The sequence below is a fragment of the Pseudomonas sp. EL_65y_Pfl2_R95 genome (genome assembly GCF_963971045.1).
Classification (GTDB): domain Bacteria; phylum Pseudomonadota; class Gammaproteobacteria; order Pseudomonadales; family Pseudomonadaceae; genus Aquipseudomonas.
Window position 1 is genome coordinate 586,938 of the sequence record NZ_CAXAOV010000002.1, and the last position, 19,579, is coordinate 606,516.

The following is a 19,579-nucleotide window of genomic DNA, read 5'->3' on the forward strand; positions in this document are numbered from 1 at the left end:
CTTACCCCTGCACTGACTGAGCAGGCCCAGCCGAGCAAACGCTGCAGGCGGGGTCGCGCTTAACCCGCAACTCACGAAAGCGCGAGCCCACTGCATCGATCAATAACAACCGGCCAATCATCGGCTCCCCAAAGCCTGCCAGCAGCTTTAGCGCTTCAAGGGCTTGCAGGCTACCGACCAAACCCACCAGTGGCCCGACTACGCCGGCTTCACTGCAGGTTAATTCGGCTTCGCTGCCGTGACCGTATAAGCAGTGATAACACGGACTGGAGTCAATGCGCGGGTCAAATACTGACAGCTGCCCTTCGAGACGAATCGCGGCACCGCTGACCAAAGGCGTTTTAGCGGCCACGCAGGCAGCGTTAACCGCCTCACGGGTGCCGAAGTTATCTGAGCAATCGAGCACGAGATCGACTGCGGCCACAGCGCTGGCCAGGGTGTCTTGATCCAGCGCACTGCGCAGAAGCTGCAACTTGATCAGCGGATTAATCGCCTTGAGCCGTGCGGCGGCTGAATCGACTTTGGCCTGCCCCACACTCAAGCTGTCGTGGGCGATCTGGCGCTGCAGATTGCTCAAATCGACCGTATCGAAGTCAGCCAAATGCAGCTCACCCACGCCCGCTGCGGCGAGATACAACGCAACCGGAGACCCCAACCCACCAACGCCGACGATCAATACACGGCTATTTTTCAAGCGCAACTGACCGGCAACATCCACCTGTTGCACCAATATTTGTCGGCTGTAGCGCAGCAATTCTTCATCGCTGAGTTCTTCAAAAAAACCGGCGTGTTCACTCATGATCAAAACGTCCAATACTGATGCGCTGATGACCGCCTAAATCGCGGCGACTTTCAACCTGATTAAACCCACGCTCGCTCAACAGCTGGCACACCGAAGCGGCCTGATCATAGCCATGTTCGAGCAGCAACCAGCCCTGAGCCTTGAGGTAATTGGGCGCTTGCTCGACGATCAAACGAATGTCGTCAAGCCCATCCTGACCTGCAACCAGTGCGCTGCTCGGCTCAAACCGCACATCGCCCTGCCCCAGATGTTGATCATCGGCGGCAATATAGGGCGGGTTACTGACAATCAGCTGATAACGCTGGCCACTGAGCGCCGCAAACCAGTTGCTCTGGATGAACTGGGCATTAGCCAGCTGCAATCGGCTGCCATTCCGTGCCGCCAAGGCAACCGCTTCGGGCACCCGATCGACCCCGGTAATCTGCCACGCTGGCCGCTCTGACGCCAAGGCCAACGCGATTGCCCCGGTGCCGGTGCCTAGGTCGAGCACATCGGCGGGCGTTGCGGGGATCAACTGCAAGGCCGTTTCAACCAGCAATTCGGTATCGGGACGTGGAATCAGGGTATGGGACGCGACTTCCAGATCAAGACTCCAGAAGCCTTGCTGGCCAAGAATATAGGCCACCGGCTCACCGTCTTGACGACGTTTGATAGCCGCCAAAAACTGCTCAAGCTGCTCATCACTCACGACCTTATCGGCCCAGGTATGCAAATAGCTGCGCGACTTACCCAAGGCATGCGCCAGCAATAACTCAATATCTAACCGGGCAGTCGGAGAGTCCGGCAGCGCTGTGCTGCTGAGTATCGCTTGGATCGTCGGCATGGGTTCAAGGTCGGCTTAGGCAGTGGAGGTATAGAGTAGCGCGCCGAGCTGTTGGTGTTAATGCTTGAGGGCTGCGCTTGTGGCAAGCGCAGCCTGCAGGCTCAGCCAGTACGCGGGGTGAATCAATCACCCAGCGCCGCGAGCTGATCTGCTTGGTATTCGGCGAGCAATGGCTCAATCACTGCGTCGACGCCGCCGGCCATAACCTCAGCCAATGAATACAGCGTCAGGTTGATACGGTGATCGGTCACCCGGCCCTGCGGAAAGTTATAAGTGCGAATCCGCTCGGAGCGGTCACCGGAACCAACCAGCAATTTACGCGTGTCGGAAATCTCTTTATGGGCTGCGGCATCCTGCTGATCTTTCAACTTGGCGCCCAACCATGCCATCGCCTTGGCGCGGTTCTTGTGCTGCGAACGCTCTTCCTGACACTCAACTACAGTACCGGTCGGAATGTGGGTGATGCGAATGGCCGAGTCCGTGGTGTTTACGTGCTGACCACCGGCCCCGGAGGAGCGATAGGTGTCTACGCGCAAATCGGCCGGATTGATGTTGATTTCAGCTTGTTCATCGGGCTCAGGCAGGACCGCAACCGTACAAGCCGAGGTATGTACGCGGCCCTGGGATTCCGTTTCAGGCACCCGTTGTACACGGTGTGCACCGGACTCGAACTTGAGCTTGCTGTAGACGTTGTCGCCTTCGATTCGGGCAATCACTTCTTTGTAGCCGCCGTGCTCGCCTTCACTGGCTGAAAGAATTTCAACCCGCCAGCCACGCCGCTCTGCATAACGCGAATACATGCGAAACAGGTCGCCCGAGAATATCGCCGCTTCATCGCCACCGGTGCCCGCACGGACTTCCAGAAACACGTTGCGGTCATCATTCGGGTCTTTGGGCAGCAACATGCGCTGCAGATCGCCTTCGAGCTTGATCAGCTGCTCTTTGGCCTCGGCAACTTCTTCCTCCGCCATTTCGCGCATATCCGGGTCGCTGTCTTTCAACAGCGCCTGCGCCGTTTCGAGATTGGCTAGCACCTTACGGTATTGGCTAAACGTGGCATTAACCGGCTCAATCTCGGCGTATTCCTTGGAATAGGCGCGGAACTTCGGCTGATCACTGATCACTTCGGCATCGCCAAGCAACGCCGTCAATTCCTCGAAGCGGTCCTGCATCAAATCAAGTTTATTCAGCAGCGAAGCTTTCATTGCATGCCTTTGTTGGGTGACGCGCCCTCGTCGAGGGCAAAAAGTTCTTGAGCCACAGCCAGCGCATCAATGCGTCCGTCAGCAGACAGTTTTTTCATCTGCACGCTAGGCGCATGCAGCAATTTATTGGTCAAGCCACGCGCCAGTTGCGCCAGCACATCATCCGCGTTCGCGCCGTTGCTCAGCATGCGCTGCGCCTTGGCCAGCTCTTCATCGCGCAGGCGTTCGGCCTGCTGACGGTAGGCTTTAAGCACATCAACCGCGGCCAGTTCACGCAGGCGTTGCATAAAGTCGTCGGCGCCAACCGCAACCAGCTCTTCAGCCGCTTCAGCAGCACCTTGACGGCTTTTAAGGTTCTCCGCGATCACCTCGTGCAAGTCATCGACGGTATACAGGTAAACGTCATCCAGCTCCCCGACTTCCGGCTCAATATCCCGAGGAACCGCGATATCAACCATGAAAATCGGTTTGTGCTTGCGCTGCTTGAGCGCGCTTTCTACTGCGCCTTTACCCAAAATCGGTAGCTGGCTGGCGGTGGAACTGATCACGATATCGCTCTTGGCCAGTTCCTGCGGAATATCCGAGAGCAACACCGCATGGGCGCCAAACTGCTCGGCCAGGGTGCTGGCACGCTCCAAGGTGCGATTGGCAACGACAATCCGCTTAACCCCTTGATCATGCAGGTGGCGGGCGACCAAGCTAATGGTTTCACCCGCGCCAATCAACAGCGCCTGGCTGCGATTGAGGTCACTGAATATCTGTTTGGCCAGGCTCACCGCCGCAAACGCCACGGACACCGGATTTTCACCAATAGTGGTATCGGTGCGTACCTGTTTGGCCGTGCTGAACGTGGCTTGGAACAAGCGCCCCAGCAACGGCCCCATGGTGCCGGCCTCGCGCGCGACGGCAAAGGCTGACTTCATTTGCCCAAGTATCTGCGGCTCGCCCAACACCATCGAATCGAGGCCCGAGGCCACGCGCATCATGTGACGAACTGCCGCATCATCTTCATGTATATAGGCGCAGGCACGCAGGTCATCGAAGTTCAAATTGTGGTAATTCGCCAACCACTGCAGCACCGCCTCGGACGTGAGGCTGTCTTGTTCGATGTACAGTTCGCTGCGATTACAGGTCGACAGGATCGCCGCTTCGCGGCTAGCCGTATCCCTGCAGAGTAGCTGCAATGCCTCAACCAACTGCTCTGGCGTGAACGCCACGCGCTCGCGAACGTCTACCGAGGCAGTTTTGTGGTTAATACCGAGGGCAATAAAGGCCATGCATGGTCGCTGACAGATGAAATAAGCCGGCAATTGTCCTACTTCGACCGATTGAGAACAACCACCGCTGGTTATTGTCACATCAACTGAAGCAGAATTTATCGCGTTTTAAGGACTCTGCTGATAAATAGCAAACGCCAGAAAAGCGATAGACTTAGTGGTATTTAGAAAAATATTTGCACTGCACTGTTGTTCATTGCTCAGCTTTAACCCAGCATCATGCAATATAAGGGCTGCTTGAGTGCCCGAACTAATCGCCCCATGGGTTTGCCCAATGGCTTATGTCATGATGCTCCGACCGCAGGTTAGCCGTCTCGTCTCTATGAATAGATCTTTAGCGCTACTGACAGCCATGGCTTTTTTGGGTGGCTGCCAAACCTTCAATGCCCCGACCGATGGTACGCCTCCGGTTGAGGATGCGACCGCAACTGAGCAAGCTGCGAAGCCAGTGGTATACGGCTCGTTCAGCAAAGACACGTTGCTGGCACTGCTGACGGCTGAAATGGCCGGGCAACGGAATCGCTTTGACATTGCCCTGGGCAATTACGTGCAGCAGGCCAACGCCACTCAAGATGCTGGCGTGGCGGAGCGTGGTTTCCGTATCGCTGAATACCTGGGCGCAGACCAGTCTGCTCTCGACACCTCGCTAATTTGGGCGAAAAACGCGCCAGACTCCATAGAGGCGCAGCGCGCAGCCGCTGTGCAACTAGCCCGCGCTGGCCGTTACGACGAATCCATGACCTACATGGAAAAAGTCCTGCAACGCCAAGGCGACACCCATTTCGACTTTCTCGCCCTGTCTGCCGCTGAAACCGACTCGGAAACGCGCGCCGGGCTGCTGCAAGGCTTTGATCGCCTGCTGACCAAGTACCCTGAAAACGGCCAGCTGATTTTCGGCAAAGCCCTGCTTATGCAGGAAGACGGCCGCCCTGAAGAAGCCCTTGAGTTGCTCGAAAGCCATCCAGCCAAGACCGATGAAGCCGCACCATTGCTGCTTCAGGCCCGTCTGCTGACCAGTTTGCAGCGTGGCGATGAAGCCCTGCCCCTGCTTGAAGACGGCATCCGCAAACACCCGGAAGACAAACGTTTGCGCTTAACCTATGCCCGCACTCTGGTAGAACAAGGCCGCATCGAAGACGCCAAGGGTGAGTTTTCATCACTGGTACAAGAGTTCCCGGAAGACGACGATCTACGCTTCTCGCTGGCCTTGGTTTGCCTTGAGTCTGAGGCATGGAAAGAAGCCATCGTTTACCTCGAGGAGCTGATCGAGCGCGGCAGCCACGTCGATGCTGCTCACTACAACCTCGCTCGCGCCTATGAAGAGCTTGATGAAACGGACAGCGCACTGATCGAGTACGGCCTGGTCGGCCCCGGCAATGATTACCTGCCCGCCCAAGCGCGCCAGACCGAGCTACTTTTCGCCGACAAACGTGCCAGCGAAGCCTCGGCCAAGCTCAGCAGAGCCCGTGGCGCAGAGCCTGATTACGCTATTCAGTTGTACCTGATCGAAGCCGAAGCACTGGCTGGCAATAAACAGGAAGATAAAGCCTGGCAGTTGATCCAGCAGGCGCTGAAAGAATTTCCAGACGACCTTAACCTGCTGTACACCCGGGCCATGCTTGCGGAAAACCGCGGCGACCTGGGCCAGCTGGAAACTGATCTGCGCTTTATCCTTGAGCGCGACCCAGAAAACACCATGGCGCTAAACGCCTTGGGCTACACCCTGGCCGACCGCACCGATCGCTACCAAGAAGCCGAGGAACTGGTCGATAAAGCCTACCGTCTGAGCCCGAATGACCCAGCGATTCTCGACAGCAAAGGCTGGGTGAACTATCGCCTCGGGAAGCTTGATGAGGCCGAACGCTTCCTGCGCAAAGCCCTTGAAGACTTCCCCGACCACGAAGTCGCCGCCCACCTTGGCGAAGTGCTCTGGGCCCAAGGCAATCAAAGTGAAGCCCGTAAAGTCTGGGCTGACGCCTTGCAAAAACAACCCGACAGTGATGTCCTGCGCAGCACCATCAAGCGCCTGACAGGAGCAGAGAAACCCTAATGCGTTTGCGCCACCTTATTGCATGCAGCCTTCTCGTGATGCTGACCGGTTGTGCCGGTTTGATCTCCCATGAATCCATCGAAGGCCAAGGCGACTCAGCCGCCTGGCAAGCCCACAAAGAACAGCTGACCGCGCTGGATGCCTGGCAAATCAGCGGTAAAATCGGCATTCGCGCACCAAAAGATTCCGGCAGCGCGACGCTGTTCTGGCTGCAACGCCAGGACTACTTCGATATTCGGCTTTCAGGCCCACTGGGTGGCGGCGCTGCGCGTCTCACGGGTCGCCCGGGCGAGGTGCTACTCGAGGTTGCCAACAAAGGCCGCTTTACAGCTGAGTCACCTGAAGAGCTGCTGCAACAACAGCTGCACATGAATTTACCGGTCTCGCACCTACTCTGGTGGATCCGTGGCCTGCCCGCGCCAGATACCAAGAGCAACGTCACCCTGGATACCGAAAGCCACCTGTCCAAGCTGAGCCAAGACGGCTGGCAGGTCGAATACCTCAGCTACGTTGAGCAAAACGGCTACTGGCTGCCCGAGCGCATCAAGCTGCACGGTCAGGACCTGCAAGTCACCATCGTGGTTAAGGACTGGCAACCTCGCCAGCTGGGTCAATAATGCCTGGGCAACACCCCGCCACTGCTGTCACCAACAACAGTGGCGCGCGCCTGACACTGCCCGCCCCAGCCAAGCTCAACTTGATGCTGCACATCCTTGGCCGCCGCAAGGATGGTTATCATGAGCTGCAAACCCTGTTTCAGTTTCTCGATTACGGCGACGAGCTGAGCTTTGCGCCGCGCGCAGATGGCAAAATTCATTTGCACACTGAAATTGCCGGCGTCCCTCACGACAGCAACCTGATCGTGCGGGCCGCACACATGCTGCAGAAACATGCCGGTTGTTCGCTGGGCGCCGATATTTGGCTGGATAAACATTTGCCGATGGGCGGCGGTATCGGCGGCGGCAGCTCAGATGCAGCCACCACCCTGCTCGGGCTCAACCATTTGTGGCAACTCAACTGCGACCTCGACACACTGGCAAACATAGGATTGACGCTGGGTGCAGACGTGCCGGTATTCGTGCGCGGGCATGCCGCCTTTGCAGAAGGAGTGGGTGAAAAACTGACCCCAGTCGAGCTTCCCGAGCCTTGGTTTCTCGTGGCAATACCGCAAGTACTTGTACCCACAGTAGAAATTTTCTCCGACGCCGAGTTGACACGCGATACGCCGCCCATTAAAGTTCGCAGCCTTCTTGAGGGGGGCGGTCGAAATGACTGCCAGCCGGTTGTAGAAAAGCGTTATCCAGAAGTACGTAACGCTCTGATCTTGTTGAACAAATTTGTTCCCGCAAGATTAACCGGTACTGGAGCTTGTATATTTGGGAGCTTCCCAAATGAGGTCGATGCTGGTAAAGTCGCCCGCCAACTTCCAGCCACTTTGCCAAGTTTTGTTGCACAGGGTCGTAACATTTCGATGTTGCACCGGGCGCTTCAGGAATTGGACAGGAAGTAGATGCAAAGTAGTGAGCTACACCAGATAGGGGCGTCGCCAAGCGGTAAGGCAGCAGGTTTTGATCCTGCCATGCGTTGGTTCGAATCCAGCCGCCCCTGCCATTAACGCCTTCTTGGGCTTTAATGTCTGGATTAAACTATGAGCATCAGCAATGAAATACGATACAGGGGCGTCGCCAAGCGGTAAGGCAGCAGGTTTTGATCCTGCCATGCGTTGGTTCGAATCCAGCCGCCCCTGCCAATTTCTATACTCATCCAGGTATACCCTCAGCCGGTAGGTACTGCGCGTGTCCAAGATGATGGTCTTTACGGGGAATGCTAACCCCGATCTGGCGCGGCGTATTGTACGCCAGCTGCACATCCCCCTCGGCGATGCCTCTGTCGGTAAATTCTCCGACGGCGAAATCAGCATTGAGATCAACGAAAACGTTCGTGGTAAAGACGTATTCCTGATCCAGCCGACGTGCGCGCCAACAAACGATAACCTGATGGAACTGGTTGTGATGGCTGACGCCTTCCGCCGCTCATCAGCCACCCGAATCACTGCTGTTATCCCTTACTTTGGCTATGCACGCCAGGATCGCCGTCCGCGTTCCGCTCGCGTTGCAATCAGCGCCAAGGTCGTGGCTGACATGCTCACCGTTGTAGGCATTGACCGTGTTCTCACTGTCGACCTGCACGCTGACCAGATTCAAGGCTTCTTCGATATTCCAGTAGATAACATCTACGGCTCCCCAGTATTGGTGGATGACATTGAAGATCAACGCTTCGAAAATCTGATGATCGTCTCCCCTGACATTGGCGGTGTAGTGCGTGCGCGTGCTGTAGCCAAGTCGCTGGGTGTTGATCTGGCGATCATCGACAAGCGCCGCGAAAAAGCCAACCACTCCGAAGTGATGCATATCATTGGTGACGTGGAAGGCCGCACGTGCATTCTGGTTGACGACATGGTCGATACCGCTGGCACCTTGTGCCACGGTGCCAAAGCCCTGAAAGAACACGGTGCTGCCAAAGTTTTCGCTTACGCCACCCACGCTGTACTGTCGGGTCGCGCCATCGAGAACCTTGAGAATTCGGTACTGGACGAGTTGGTGGTGACTAACACCATCCCACTGTCTGCTGCCGCACAATCGTGCTCGCGTATTCGCCAGCTCGATATTGGCCCGATTGTCGCCGAAGCGGTTCGCCGCATCAGCAACGAAGAATCGATCAGCGCGATGTTCCGTTAATTCGGAACCCATTGCCCTGAGCGAAATGCGCCCCGCCCTTTGCGGGGCTTTTTTACCTAACTGCCCCGTCGCTGGTCGCAAGCGTAACGGGTAGAAGGGTTATTTTGGAGAGACAAAATGAGTGAATTTAACGTTGACGCACAAGCGCGTACCGACCTGGGGAAAGGTGCGAGCCGCCGCCTGCGTCGTAACGCCAGCCTAGTTCCAGCCGTAATCTACGGTGGCGATAAGGCTCCAGTATCTATCAGCCTGGTTGCTAAAGATTTCGCCAAGCTGCTGGAAAACGAAGCTTCGTTCAGCCACATTCTGTCGGTGTCTGTAGACGGCGCCAAAGAAAACGTACTGATCAAAGCACTGCAACGTCACCCATCCAAGGGTTTCGTTCTGCACGCTGACTTCATCCGCGTTGTTGCCGGCCAGAAACTGACTACGTCGGTTCCACTGCACTTCATCAACGAAGACAAAGCAGTTGCTGTCAAGAAGCAAGGCGGCGAGATCTCGCACACCGCTACTGAAGTTGAAATCAGCGTTCTGCCACGTAACCTGCCTGAGTTCATCGAAGTCGACATGGCTAAGATCGAAGTTGGCCAGACTCTGCACTTGTCTGACCTGGTTCTGCCAAAAGGCGTTGAACTGGTTGCTCTGGCTCACGATAGCGACCTGGCCGTGGCAAACGCCCACATGCCACGTGTTACTAAAGCTGAAGATCTTGAAGTTGACGCACCTGAAGCTCCAGAAGCTCCAGCTGCTGACGCTCCAGAAGCTGAGTAAACCCAGCTACGCAGATCAACAGCTCAGGTGCATTAGCGCCTGAGCTGTTTCGACAAAGGGTCCCAGTATGACTGCCGTACAACTGATCGTTGGCCTTGGTAACCCAGGCCCTGAATACGACCAGACTCGGCATAATGCTGGGGCCCTTTTCGTTGAACGGCTGGCAGACAGCCAACGCGTCAACCTCAGCGTTGATCGCAAGTATTTTGGCCTGACTGGCAAATTTAGCCATCAAGGTCGCGACGTTCGTTTATTGATTCCCACCACGTTTATGAATCGCAGCGGTCAATCCGTGGCAGCGCTGGCGAACTTCTTTCGCATCCCTGCTGAAGCGATTCTGGTGGCTCACGACGAACTGGATATGCCTCCCGGCGTCGCCAAACTCAAACAGGGTGGCGGGCACGGCGGGCATAACGGCTTACGCGATATAATCGCGCAGCTGGGCAATCAGAATAATTTTTACCGTTTACGGCTTGGCATTGGCCACCCCGGTCACAGCAGCATGGTGTCGAACTATGTTCTCGGACGCGCCCCACGCAGCGAACAAGAACTGCTTGATACCAGCATCGATTTCTCGCTCGGCGTGCTTCCAGAAATACTGGCAGGCGAGTGGAACAAAGCGATGCAAAAGCTTCACAGCCAAAAAGCCTAACCTAACTTTCGAAATCATCTCCGCGAGGAAAACACCATGGGATTTAATTGCGGCATTGTCGGCCTGCCGAACGTCGGCAAGTCAACCTTGTTCAACGCCCTGACCAAATCCGGTATCGCTGCGGAGAACTTCCCCTTCTGCACCATCGAGCCGAACACGGGCATAGTGCCCATGCCGGACCCACGCCTGGATGCCTTGGCCGAGATCGTCAAGCCTGAGCGTGTGATTCCAACCACCATGGAATTCGTCGATATCGCCGGCCTGGTTGCGGGCGCATCCAAAGGTGAAGGCCTGGGCAACAAGTTTCTGGCTAACATCCGTGAAACTCACGCCATTGCGCACGTGGTTCGTTGCTTCGAAGATGACAACGTTATCCACGTATCGAACAGCGTCGATCCTAAGCGCGACATCGAGATTATCGACCTGGAGTTGATCTTCGCCGACCTCGACAGCTGCGAGAAGCAACTGCAGAAGACCACGCGTAACGCCAAAGGCGGTGACAAAGACGCGGTCGCGCAGAAAGCCCTGCTGGAAAAACTGATTCCGCACTTCACCGAAGGGAAGCCAGCGCGCACCTTGCTCAAAGAGCTGGGTGATGACGAGAAGCAATTGGTTCGCGGCTTCCACCTGCTGACCAGCAAGCCGGTTATGTATATCGCAAACGTCGCTGAAGACGGTTTCGAGAACAACCCGCTGCTCGACATCGTGCAAGGCATCGCCGACGCTGAAGGCGCCATCGTGGTGCCGGTGTGCAACAAGATCGAAGCCGAAATTGCCGAACTCGACGACGGCGAAGAAAAGGACATGTTCCTTGAGTCACTGGGCTTTGATGAGCCAGGCCTGAACCGCGTAATCCGCGCGGGTTATGAGCTGCTTAACCTGCAAACCTACTTCACCGCTGGCGTAAAGGAAGTACGCGCCTGGACTGTTCGCGTCGGCGCTACGGCCCCACAATCGGCCGCGGCCATCCACACCGACTTCGAAAAAGGCTTTATCCGCGCCGAAGTCATCGCCTACAACGACTTCATCCAATACAAGGGTGAAGCAGGCGCGAAAGAAGCCGGAAAATGGCGTTTGGAAGGCAAGGAATACATCGTTAAAGACGGCGACGTCATGCACTTCCGTTTTAACGTGTAACACCTTTAGCGCTTAGCCCGCGCTAACCAAAAAGCCCCCGCACTCACCTATTGAGACGGGGGCTTTTTGTTGGCGGGCAAAATCCAAGACACCGTGCCAGCTGAACCTAGGCTGGCGAAGCATTGCGGTGAATCCGCGCATAACTGGCGGGACTAAAGCGCCATGTCAGCAGCAGCATCACCAGCAAACTGATGAACATCACCAGCCATGTGCTGTGAAAACTGCCGCTTAGCTCGCGCAGCAAACCACCCAATGATGGCGCAATCGCGTTAATCAAGAAACCAAAGCCCTGCACAAACGCCACCAATTGCCCTGCGGCTCTAGGCTCGTGCAGGTGATCGAGACTAAGCAACAAGCACAGTACAAAGCAGGAGCCCAAGCCATAACCAATCAATCCGACCCATACCGCCGACGCCCCCAACGGCGCCCACAGCAGCCCGGCAAAGCCCACCGCTTGCGCGCATAGACTGATAACCAGCAACGGCCGCCGATCCTTCATCCGGTGGGCTAGCACCGGCATGGTCAAGGCCGCCGTCACTTGAAAGATCGTCATCCACGCCAACAAGGCGCCACTGGTCTGCTGGCTCCACCCCAACTGCTGATAATAAGCAGGCAGCCACGCCACCACGGTCATAAAACCCCAGTTGCAAAAGCCGAAATACACCGCCAAAAGCCATGCCCGGCGATTGTTCATAAAGGTCTTGAACGAGAGCTTTTGCGCCAGTGGATGCGCTGTATGCCACGGCATTTTAAGCCACAACGACCCGGCTAAAAGCGCCGGTAACAGCCACACCCAAAGCCCGCCCTGCCAATGCCCGAACGCATGGGCCAAATGCGGGCTAAGCAATGCAGCCAAACCGCCCCCACCCATCAGCGATGCCGAATACACGCCCATCGCCAGCGCTACCCAGCCGACGAACTGACGCTTAATCATGCCCGGCACCAGCACCTGGATCAGCGCGACACCAATGCCGCCCAGTAACGCCGTCGCCAAAAGCAACGTACCGTCATTAACGAAGCCGCGTGCGAGGCAGGCCAGCAAAATACACAACAAGCCCAGCGCAATGCCCCTGCCCTCGCCCAACCGCGCCTCAACCCATGCGCCACAGAGCGCCACCAAGCCGATGCAGATCACCGGCAGTGTCGTCAGCAGCGCCGCCTCTTGAAAGCTCATGGCAGTGCTTAGACGAATATCATCGAGCAACGGGCTGATCGACGTGAGAATCGGCCGCAAATTAAGGCCAAGGGCAATCAGCACCAGCCAACCCACAATCTTTACTCGCTCCGCCGTGAGCATCTAAAACGCTCCCGCATTGCAGGCTTGAGCGCACAACCCTTGAACCACCGGCACAGACACACTCCACAATCAAAACGCCCTGCATTCTGGTTCAGAGGCTATGCATCAATCCGCAATAGCAAAGCGCTACCCGACTGCAGCCAAGCCGAAACACCAGAGAGGACAATTCACGATGGAAGCATTGTGTCATGCCCGCCAACAAATGTTGACGCATTAGACAGGATTCAAAAAAGAAACTTTACGCTCCAACTGCCAAACCCGCCCCTAGCAGCCCTCGCCCACCGCATTGCGCGTAAGCGCTTGATCAAACGCAATAATTTTATCAAAACATGCTTGACACAAACGCCCCAGACTAGAATAATGCGCGCCACTCGGCTACGTAGCTCAGCTGGTTAGAGCATAGCATTCATAATGCTGGGGTCCGGGGTTCAAGTCCCTGCGTAGCCACCAAACAAAACAAGGGTTTACCGAAAGGTAAGCCCTTTTTTGTGCGCGCGAGTGACTACAAAGTGACTACACCTAGTCCACAGAATCACGCCTAAGCTTTTCAACCTCAAATTTAAGCTTCTCCAAACTGAGCTTGGCGAGCTCAATCTGAATACTCTGTGCCTCATCAAGCCTTGGCTGAACATGCCTATGCCATCGTGTAAACCCATAAAACCCAAGCCAAAAAGATGCTGCGGCAAGACCAGAGAAAAGCCATCGAAAGAAATCTTTGTCGGATATTGCGATTTCCAACCTTCTCTCTAGAACTTCTTTTTGTGCTTTGACGGAAGCACTGGGCGTTGCATCTTCACTGATATCAGCCAAGGCAATGTGAGTTGAAAATATAAGATCATTCGTTTTATCGGTCTTATAGAGCATGCCCGCGAACGAAGAGAAGAAAACCAGCATCGAGAAAAGCGCGCAAAACTTAAAGATATTATCGGTAGGAAGAGGGATTCTGCTTTCCATGAAACGCCTTAATGAAGTCCATATGGTCTTCGGAGTATCGCAAGATTTATTTGGCGTAGACAATTAATTGCCCCTCCCACTTTCAGACTTTATGGACATATGGCCGATCTGACTAAGTGGCGAAAGCCTCAATGCAGACTCCAAATGATCAGGCGACAAATGTGCATAACGCATGGTCATGGTGATCGATGAGTGCCCCAGAATGCGCTGCAAACTGAGAATATCCCCTCCCCCCATCATGTAATGGCTGGCGAAGGTGTGGCGCAAGATGTGAGTTAGCTGACCCGGAGTCTGAAAGCCGCAACGCTCATACGCACTTCTAAAAGCAGCCCTGCAGGACATAAACAGACGACCGTTACCCGGCATGGCCACCTTGAGTGCTTCGGCTTCGACCTCTTTAGGTATCGGTACAGAGCGCGACTGGCGGTTTTTGGTGCGATGAAAATGCGCCTTTCCTCCGAAGATCGCCGCACGGGTCAGGCTTTCAGCTTCATCCCATCGAGCACCAGTAGCCAAGCAGATCAGAGCCACCGGATATGCATGGTTGTTCTTCGACCTGGTGCACTCATTGAGCAGCTGTGAAACCTGTTCGAGCGTCAGGAATGAAAGCTCGGTTTGATCGGTTTTGATCTGACGAATGTTGGCTAACGGATTGATGCCCGTCCAAGCGCCTAAACGGATCAGCTCAGCAAAGACTGCCGATAGGTAGCGTTGTTCATGGTTGACCGTATGCGGCGACACGTCTTGAAGGCGCGATTGCCGGTATCTGGCCCAGCGCAAGGCATCGAAGTCAGAAACACGCGGATTGCCCAAACGCTCAACAACGGCAAGCGTACGAGACAGCCTAGCTTTCTGATCTTTCAGCGAGCAGCCATGCAGGGAATGCCAAATGTTTACCAAGTCGGATAACCGATCATCAAGCGGTCTACCCGTTTCGTTGTAGGTCGCAAAAAAGTCAGACTCATAGCGCTGAGCTGCAGACTTAGTTGCAAAGCCCTTCTTGCGTATACGGCGTCCAGAGCGGCCATTCTCATAGAAATCAGCCGTCCATGTTTTGCCATCTTTGCGAGCAGTCATACAGCCCTACCCCATCTAACGCTACGCTCTTCAAGCAAGGCTTTGATGTGCTTGTAAATGTCACGCTCGCTCATTTCCTTAGCCGCATAGTGGTCACGGATAACCGGCCAGCACTCCCAATCTTTCAACCGATCAAATGCTTTTGCTGCGCCCACTCGCTCCCTTGCCAGCAGGCTTACGAAGTTTCCCAGGAATAGCTCGACGTTCTTGCCGGAGAAGCCCCGCGAGGTCTTGTAATAGCGCTTGTACTCGGTTTCATCGAGCAGGGAATCAACTGGCAGATCAACCCGCACGTCTTCGCGGATTAACGTCCAGATCGGCTGAAAGTAACCAGGGCGCGCTAACAACTTGAATTGACCCAACCCATAGCGCCACAGACCATCCAAGTGCGCGGAGAAGTCAGCAAAAGTGCGCGTTTCAATGAATGCAGCGGTCTGCAGGTCTACCGAACCGCTGGCGAATTGCTGAATGATTGAATGGTGGTAACGCAGCTCGATGCGCCATACGTCCTGGTCTGGGTTGTAGTTGTCTGGGTCTACATCGTCAAAGCTGTCACGACGCTTCCACACGCTTTCCCAATAGTCGAGTTTGTCAGTGGCTCGGGCTTGCTCGGTCTTGTTGTAAATACAGAGCTGCACACCGTTCGCTGAGCCGAACATAGAGGTTTCACCACGACCGTACACGCTCGACTTAGTCGCCCACTTAATTTCATTGATCCCGCTAATGTCACGGTGCATACGCGCCTTGCAGTGCATTTGCGCGACCAGATCAAGTGGAGGCGTCCAGCCCTGCAGGTCTAATGCGAGGTGAACCGCGCATTGGTTGACCTCGACATGACTCAGCAACTGGTGTGCGTAGTAGTCCATGCGTGCCTGCAGGCGTTCCGGCGACAGGTTGTCGATTGCATGGGGAGAGACTTCGATTTTCAAGTGTGGGCCGATCACGTCCAGCTTCTTGTTGAAGTTCTTAACCAACAGAATCAGGCCAAGGTCAGCGTTTTGCAGCTTGTACTGATAACCAGAGTCACGCCCTACCCGTCCCGAGTGCCAGCGTTGCCCAGCAAAGTCGACAATTGTTCCTGGTACTTCAAACAACGCCATGATTTCAGGTCTGACCATGCCCTGGTAAAGCTGGCGAACAGTGTCGACACCACATCGAAGCAGACGAACGTCTGACAGATCGATGAAACCCATCTGGCCGGGATCAACAAATAAACGGCTTGTTGTGCTTTCCAAGCCTGTTTCTGGATCAATCCGATTGAAGTCTTTTGCCTTAGCCATTTTCTACCCAACTATCTGGTTTAGTGTGGTTATTCAGTTCTGTTTATATGACGTGTTACAGGGACGTCACCGGCGCGGCCGCGTCGCTCTGAACCTAGCCGCTCCGCTTCGCGCCGGTTTCCGTCTATCTGCTGTACGGCTTTTCATCACGTGACGTGTCTTCGATGATCGTTACGCGCGGCTGATTAAGCTCAAAGCGCTGTTGAGCCGTTAGCCTGGGTTCGGGTTGGTTCTTGTTTTCGCGCTTCTCTTGAGCCGCTAGGCGTTGTTGTGGATCAGTGCCTTGGCACATCGCAACACCGCTCCATTCCTCCCGCCTAAGCTCGACATAGCACGGCGTGATCACCCGGATTTGATACCCGAGCACCCGCAGATCAACCGAGCTTTGAGGGAAGTAAAAGCCTTCTTCATCGAGCATGTGGAACAACACCAGCTCTTTGCCTTTTTCGTTGTGGTAGCCGCTCATAGCCGCCTTAACAACGATGGTTTTGTTCCAGAAGGGATGCGAGCCGGGTTTATCTTTGGCTACATAACGAGGCTGATCATCTTGACCAGGAGGAACATCATTGCCACCCACAGGAGCAGGCGCAGGAGTAATCGGCCCAGCAGTTTCAGGGGTGGCAGCAGGAAGCGTTTGAGTAGCCTTGTGAGCGAGGCCGCCAGAGAACAAATCGCCGGCCCCACCAGCGAAAATAGAATAGATAATGATGGCGATAAAACCCAAAAGGCCCAGTATCTTAGGCGAGAGAAGAAGGTTTTTACCGGCTGAGGTATCACGGACAGTACCGGTTGAAGTCGAGTCATAAAGCCCGAAAGTAGAGGCCGTAATCTTTTTGATTTCGACAATGGACGATCCATCAGTCTGGGGTTTGTTTTCTTGTGCATCGTGCATTGCCTCCTTGTAACGGCCCTTGATACCGATCAGCCCGAGGTTGGCGTGCAAATAGGCTTTTTCGCATGTAAGGCGTATGTCTTCACGGATGTAACGAATGTTGGGCGTAGTTAGAATGACGTCCCAGTTCCAGTGCCGGTGGCGCGTCCAACCATCGAGCCAAGTGGTAGGCCGGTCGGCTTCCTTGGCTTTTTCAATACCTCCGGGAAAATCGAATTGCTCTAAATCCCTTTCGCGCCATGACTTCGGAAACAAAATCTGAGTTTCATCGAAGATCAGGAACGCACCTTTAGGTGCCCACATGAACCAACGGCGAAGCTTTTCAAGGTCTTCGGTTGATTCCATCGAGAGGTTGATAACCTCAGTCGTTTTCGGGCAATCAGGGAACACCTCATACACCCGATCCAGCGTGAAGCCGCGGATGTTAGTGATGATGGTTCTGCCCTCTTTGATTGCCGGTATGGCATCGTCCTGCAGGGCACCAGAAGTCTTGTAACTACCGTTCGGGCCGTGATGAATCTTGATCGACATATCAGCGGCCTATGAAGGGGATGAACTTCATCGCCCACCGGGTCGGTATGGCCGAAAAGATGATGGTTAGCGCTTCGGGTATGCGGAAGAAAGAAAGCGTATTGCGCATGCTTTCTGGGATCGTTGAGTAAGCGTTTTGCACCTCTTGGGTGACGCCTAGATCATCGAAAATATCCTGTACGACCTCATAGCCAATCTCAGCCGCAAAGATCATGCTTTTGAAATAGGCGTAGATCATCACCTTGGTCAGAAATACCATCACCTCTTTGATGAACAGGTAAATGCCTGTTGTCATCCAGTCCCACAGGTACTGGATGAACTCGTAAATGTGCGCGAAAAAATCGGTGATAAATGAGAAGTCCATGATTAGCCCTCAATCCCGAACAAAGATGATGTAGGCCGCGAGCAACGCAGCGAGGAAGAGAATCACCAGGCCGATGCCTGATAGCTCATTGGCGTACTTGCTCAGGCACAGTTCATAGGACTTGCCCATTACGACATAGGATTCGCAATAGAGTTGGCCACCGGAGCCGGAGAGGTTGAGGCTGGTAGCACCTTTGAACAGCTCACCAAAATCATTGGTGAGGTCTGATAGTTCGGCTTTGGTGTCGTCTATCTTTTGATCCCATTCTTCAAGATCAAAGGTGCCGCGCTCATTGGGGGCAACAGGAGCACCGGGGGTGTTTTCGGTTTCGCCTGTAAGTGCTTCACCAATCGCATCAAGCTTGTCGCCTAGCTTGTCACCTAGATCGCCAATACTTTTATTGGTTGCACCCGCTCCAGTACCTTGCTTTCCACCGCCAACAACTACAGCGCCGGGAGCTTGTTCATCGTTGTTCGGGTTGCCGTCTGCATTGCCACCATTGTTCGGGTGGTCGGCAGAATTCTGGGGGATGACTTCGTTACTGGTTTTATCGACACAGGTATAAGTGCCCTGGACGTATGAGCACGTGCGCGAGCCTGACTTGGGGATGCATTGATAGGTGCCCTCACCGGCACCGAACACACCACAAGTGTCCGATTCGTTGTTGCAGTAAACCCCGCCATCGTAGGTGCCGCATGAAGGATTTTTGGTGCTTTGACAGATCGTGTGCGGGCCGTACTTGGTGCAAGTCAGGTCGGGATCATCAGTAGGCGTCGGAATAGCCTGGTCTTCGGGGATTTCCTCAGAGCCTATGCCAGCCTCATCACCACTGGCCGCAAAGGTAGCCACACAGAATGTATTGGCTGGGTCACTGTAGTCCGGGTAAGCCTTGAAGTAACCACCAGGCTGTGAAATGTATTCGCAACCATCGAGCGATATACGGTCAGTGTTTACGTAGGTGCCAGTTCCTTTGTCGTAAGTGCACTGCACATTGGCCGCAACGCTAGTACCGACCTCGGGGCATTCCTTGGGAACATCACAGGCACCAGTCTGGTGATTATATGTACCAGAGCAACGATCACCGTAGCGCCCAAATGCCCCATAGTGACCAGTACAACTGCCGCTCTTTGAACACATGTGGCAGTAAACAGAACCGCCGTTATTATAAAATTCAATAGAGCCTTTGGTGTTCGAGGGGTAAATAGCGCTGGAGGTTTCCCATTTGACGTCACAGGCTTCGGCAGCGCTTGAATAGCGGGTGCCCGAATTGGCGTTAGTTGCCCAGTAGTACTCCTCTGCAGAGGCCGTATGTAAGCACAGCGCAGCGATCAAAAATGAAAGCAGTAGAAAGAGATTCTTCATAATAGAAAAAGGGGTCTTTCGACCCCCGTCCTCACAGGTACTCGGCACTGCGAATGCCTTGGACAAAGGCGCCCGCAACAAGGACGCCGAGTAGCAAAGACCAGATCATCGTTAGATCTTTTTAACGACAGCGATGACGATACCCACGACTACCAAAGCAGCCACGGCAGCGATGACGGACTGACCAACAGTCAGCCCATCAGTCTCAGCCGCCTTGATCGCGGTTTCGACGGCAGCGGTATCGATTGCAAAGGCGCTATTGGCGGCAACAGCACCGACCAGACCAATGCAGGCGTTGCGAGGGTTGAGGGAACGACCGAAGGCCGAAGCGGTTTTTTGCAGGTTGGTTTTCAGTTGATTCATTGGA

Annotated in this window: 19 protein-coding genes and 3 tRNA genes; 10 read left to right on the plus strand and 12 right to left on the minus strand. The window is 54.8% G+C overall.

Going from position 1 to position 19,579, the window contains the following annotated elements:
- Position 1: 1 nt before the first annotated feature.
- The 4 genes from AACY09_RS10620 to hemA all read right to left on the minus strand — a co-directional run bounded on the left by AACY09_RS10620 (position 2) and on the right by hemA (position 4,107).
- Positions 2-799 (minus strand): molybdopterin-synthase adenylyltransferase MoeB, encoded by a 798-nt coding sequence (locus AACY09_RS10620; RefSeq protein WP_339487801.1) that lies wholly within the window; start codon positions 797-799, stop codon positions 2-4.
- Positions 792-1,625, minus strand: coding sequence for a peptide chain release factor N(5)-glutamine methyltransferase (gene prmC / locus AACY09_RS10625; protein WP_339487802.1), 834 nt, complete (start codon positions 1,623-1,625; stop codon positions 792-794). The genes AACY09_RS10620 and prmC overlap by 8 nt, the downstream gene beginning before the upstream one ends.
- A 122-nt stretch (positions 1,626-1,747) precedes the next feature.
- Complete coding sequence (gene prfA / locus AACY09_RS10630) at positions 1,748-2,830, minus strand: peptide chain release factor 1 (RefSeq protein WP_339487803.1); 1,083 nt, start codon at positions 2,828-2,830, stop codon at positions 1,748-1,750.
- On the minus strand, positions 2,827-4,107 hold the full coding sequence (hemA, locus tag AACY09_RS10635; RefSeq protein ID WP_339487804.1) for a glutamyl-tRNA reductase: 1,281 nt from the start codon (positions 4,105-4,107) through the stop codon (positions 2,827-2,829). The genes prfA and hemA overlap by 4 nt, the downstream gene beginning before the upstream one ends.
- A gap of 322 nt (positions 4,108-4,429) precedes the next feature.
- Between hemA and AACY09_RS10640 the strand changes: the two genes are divergently transcribed.
- The 9 genes from AACY09_RS10640 (at position 4,430) to ychF (ending at position 11,455) form a co-directional block, all read left to right on the plus strand.
- Positions 4,430-6,157 (plus strand): tetratricopeptide repeat protein, encoded by a 1,728-nt coding sequence (locus AACY09_RS10640; RefSeq protein ID WP_339487805.1) that lies wholly within the window; start codon positions 4,430-4,432, stop codon positions 6,155-6,157.
- Positions 6,157-6,774 (plus strand): lipoprotein insertase outer membrane protein LolB, encoded by a 618-nt coding sequence (gene lolB, locus AACY09_RS10645; RefSeq protein WP_339487807.1) that lies wholly within the window; start codon positions 6,157-6,159, stop codon positions 6,772-6,774. The genes AACY09_RS10640 and lolB overlap by 1 nt, the downstream gene beginning before the upstream one ends.
- Positions 6,774-7,667: a 4-(cytidine 5'-diphospho)-2-C-methyl-D-erythritol kinase gene (gene ispE, locus AACY09_RS10650; protein ID WP_339487809.1), complete on the plus strand. Its 894-nt coding sequence runs from the start codon at positions 6,774-6,776 to the stop codon at positions 7,665-7,667. Before lolB ends, ispE begins: the two co-directional genes overlap by 1 nt.
- Positions 7,668-7,693: 26 nt before the next feature.
- Positions 7,694-7,768: transfer RNA gene (locus AACY09_RS10655), tRNA-Gln, on the plus strand.
- 64 nt (positions 7,769-7,832) lie between these two features.
- Positions 7,833-7,907, plus strand: a tRNA-Gln gene (locus AACY09_RS10660).
- 46 nt (positions 7,908-7,953) lie between these two features.
- Positions 7,954-8,895: a ribose-phosphate pyrophosphokinase gene (locus tag AACY09_RS10665; protein ID WP_087515887.1), complete on the plus strand. Its 942-nt coding sequence runs from the start codon at positions 7,954-7,956 to the stop codon at positions 8,893-8,895.
- A 117-nt stretch (positions 8,896-9,012) separates the two neighbouring features.
- Entirely contained in the window at positions 9,013-9,666 is a 654-nt protein-coding gene (locus AACY09_RS10670) for a 50S ribosomal protein L25/general stress protein Ctc (protein WP_339487810.1), read from the plus strand.
- 67 nt (positions 9,667-9,733) lie between these two features.
- Positions 9,734-10,318 (plus strand): aminoacyl-tRNA hydrolase, encoded by a 585-nt coding sequence (pth, locus tag AACY09_RS10675; protein WP_339487811.1) that lies wholly within the window; start codon positions 9,734-9,736, stop codon positions 10,316-10,318.
- Between the two features lie 36 nt (positions 10,319-10,354).
- Complete coding sequence (ychF, locus tag AACY09_RS10680; protein WP_339487812.1) at positions 10,355-11,455, plus strand: redox-regulated ATPase YchF; 1,101 nt, start codon at positions 10,355-10,357, stop codon at positions 11,453-11,455.
- Positions 11,456-11,561: 106 nt separating this feature from the next.
- Here the strand turns inward: ychF and AACY09_RS10685 are convergent, their stop codons facing one another.
- Positions 11,562-12,752, minus strand: coding sequence for a cyanate transporter (locus AACY09_RS10685; protein ID WP_339487814.1), 1,191 nt, complete (start codon positions 12,750-12,752; stop codon positions 11,562-11,564).
- A 373-nt stretch (positions 12,753-13,125) separates the two neighbouring features.
- Between AACY09_RS10685 and AACY09_RS10690 the strand changes: the two genes are divergently transcribed.
- Positions 13,126-13,202: transfer RNA gene (locus AACY09_RS10690), tRNA-Met, on the plus strand.
- A gap of 69 nt (positions 13,203-13,271) precedes the next feature.
- Here the strand turns inward: AACY09_RS10690 and AACY09_RS10695 are convergent.
- From AACY09_RS10695 to AACY09_RS10725, 7 genes are all read right to left on the minus strand, one after another.
- On the minus strand, positions 13,272-13,706 hold the full coding sequence (locus AACY09_RS10695) for a hypothetical protein (RefSeq protein WP_339487815.1): 435 nt from the start codon (positions 13,704-13,706) through the stop codon (positions 13,272-13,274).
- Positions 13,707-13,769: 63 nt separating this feature from the next.
- The gene (locus AACY09_RS10700; RefSeq protein ID WP_339487816.1) at positions 13,770-14,783 is read right to left on the minus strand and encodes a phage integrase; all 1,014 of its coding nucleotides are present in this window, start codon (positions 14,781-14,783) and stop codon (positions 13,770-13,772) included.
- A complete protein-coding gene (locus AACY09_RS10705) occupies positions 14,780-16,063 on the minus strand; it encodes a hypothetical protein (protein WP_339487817.1) in 1,284 nt (427 codons plus the stop codon). The genes AACY09_RS10700 and AACY09_RS10705 overlap by 4 nt, the downstream gene beginning before the upstream one ends.
- A 124-nt stretch (positions 16,064-16,187) precedes the next feature.
- Entirely contained in the window at positions 16,188-17,486 is a 1,299-nt protein-coding gene (locus AACY09_RS10710) for a zonular occludens toxin domain-containing protein (RefSeq protein ID WP_339487818.1), read from the minus strand.
- Between the two features lies 1 nt (position 17,487).
- Positions 17,488-17,850, minus strand: coding sequence for a DUF2523 family protein (locus tag AACY09_RS10715; protein WP_339487819.1), 363 nt, complete (start codon positions 17,848-17,850; stop codon positions 17,488-17,490).
- Between the two features lie 9 nt (positions 17,851-17,859).
- The gene (locus AACY09_RS10720) at positions 17,860-19,212 is read right to left on the minus strand and encodes a hypothetical protein (RefSeq protein ID WP_339487820.1); all 1,353 of its coding nucleotides are present in this window, start codon (positions 19,210-19,212) and stop codon (positions 17,860-17,862) included.
- Between the two features lie 111 nt (positions 19,213-19,323).
- Entirely contained in the window at positions 19,324-19,575 is a 252-nt protein-coding gene (locus AACY09_RS10725) for a major capsid protein (protein WP_339487822.1), read from the minus strand.
- Between the last annotated feature and the right edge of the window lie 4 nt (positions 19,576-19,579).

Excerpts from the sequence above, each read along its gene's own strand:
- AACY09_RS10620 (WP_339487801.1), bottom strand. The coding sequence starts at position 799 with ATGAGTGAACACGCCGGTTTTTTTGAAGAACTCAGCGATGAAGAATTG.
- prfA (WP_339487803.1), bottom strand. The coding sequence starts at position 2,830 with ATGAAAGCTTCGCTGCTGAATAAACTTGATTTGATGCAGGACCGCTTC.
- AACY09_RS10705 (WP_339487817.1), bottom strand. The coding sequence starts at position 16,063 with ATGGCTAAGGCAAAAGACTTCAATCGGATTGATCCAGAAACAGGCTTG.
- AACY09_RS10640 (WP_339487805.1), top strand. The coding sequence starts at position 4,430 with ATGAATAGATCTTTAGCGCTACTGACAGCCATGGCTTTTTTGGGTGGC.
- lolB (WP_339487807.1), top strand. The coding sequence starts at position 6,157 with ATGCGTTTGCGCCACCTTATTGCATGCAGCCTTCTCGTGATGCTGACC.
- AACY09_RS10720 (WP_339487820.1), bottom strand. The coding sequence starts at position 19,212 with ATGAAGAATCTCTTTCTACTGCTTTCATTTTTGATCGCTGCGCTGTGC.
- ispE (WP_339487809.1), top strand. The coding sequence starts at position 6,774 with ATGCCTGGGCAACACCCCGCCACTGCTGTCACCAACAACAGTGGCGCG.
- ychF (WP_339487812.1), top strand. The coding sequence starts at position 10,355 with ATGGGATTTAATTGCGGCATTGTCGGCCTGCCGAACGTCGGCAAGTCA.
- AACY09_RS10700 (WP_339487816.1), bottom strand. The coding sequence starts at position 14,783 with ATGACTGCTCGCAAAGATGGCAAAACATGGACGGCTGATTTCTATGAG.
- AACY09_RS10715 (WP_339487819.1), bottom strand. The coding sequence starts at position 17,850 with ATGGACTTCTCATTTATCACCGATTTTTTCGCGCACATTTACGAGTTC.
- AACY09_RS10670 (WP_339487810.1), top strand. The coding sequence starts at position 9,013 with ATGAGTGAATTTAACGTTGACGCACAAGCGCGTACCGACCTGGGGAAA.
- hemA (WP_339487804.1), bottom strand. The coding sequence starts at position 4,107 with ATGGCCTTTATTGCCCTCGGTATTAACCACAAAACTGCCTCGGTAGAC.
- AACY09_RS10725 (WP_339487822.1), bottom strand. The coding sequence starts at position 19,575 with ATGAATCAACTGAAAACCAACCTGCAAAAAACCGCTTCGGCCTTCGGT.
- prmC (WP_339487802.1), bottom strand. The coding sequence starts at position 1,625 with ATGCCGACGATCCAAGCGATACTCAGCAGCACAGCGCTGCCGGACTCT.
- pth (WP_339487811.1), top strand. The coding sequence starts at position 9,734 with ATGACTGCCGTACAACTGATCGTTGGCCTTGGTAACCCAGGCCCTGAA.
- AACY09_RS10710 (WP_339487818.1), bottom strand. The coding sequence starts at position 17,486 with ATGTCGATCAAGATTCATCACGGCCCGAACGGTAGTTACAAGACTTCT.
- AACY09_RS10695 (WP_339487815.1), bottom strand. The coding sequence starts at position 13,706 with ATGGAAAGCAGAATCCCTCTTCCTACCGATAATATCTTTAAGTTTTGC.
- AACY09_RS10685 (WP_339487814.1), bottom strand. The coding sequence starts at position 12,752 with ATGCTCACGGCGGAGCGAGTAAAGATTGTGGGTTGGCTGGTGCTGATT.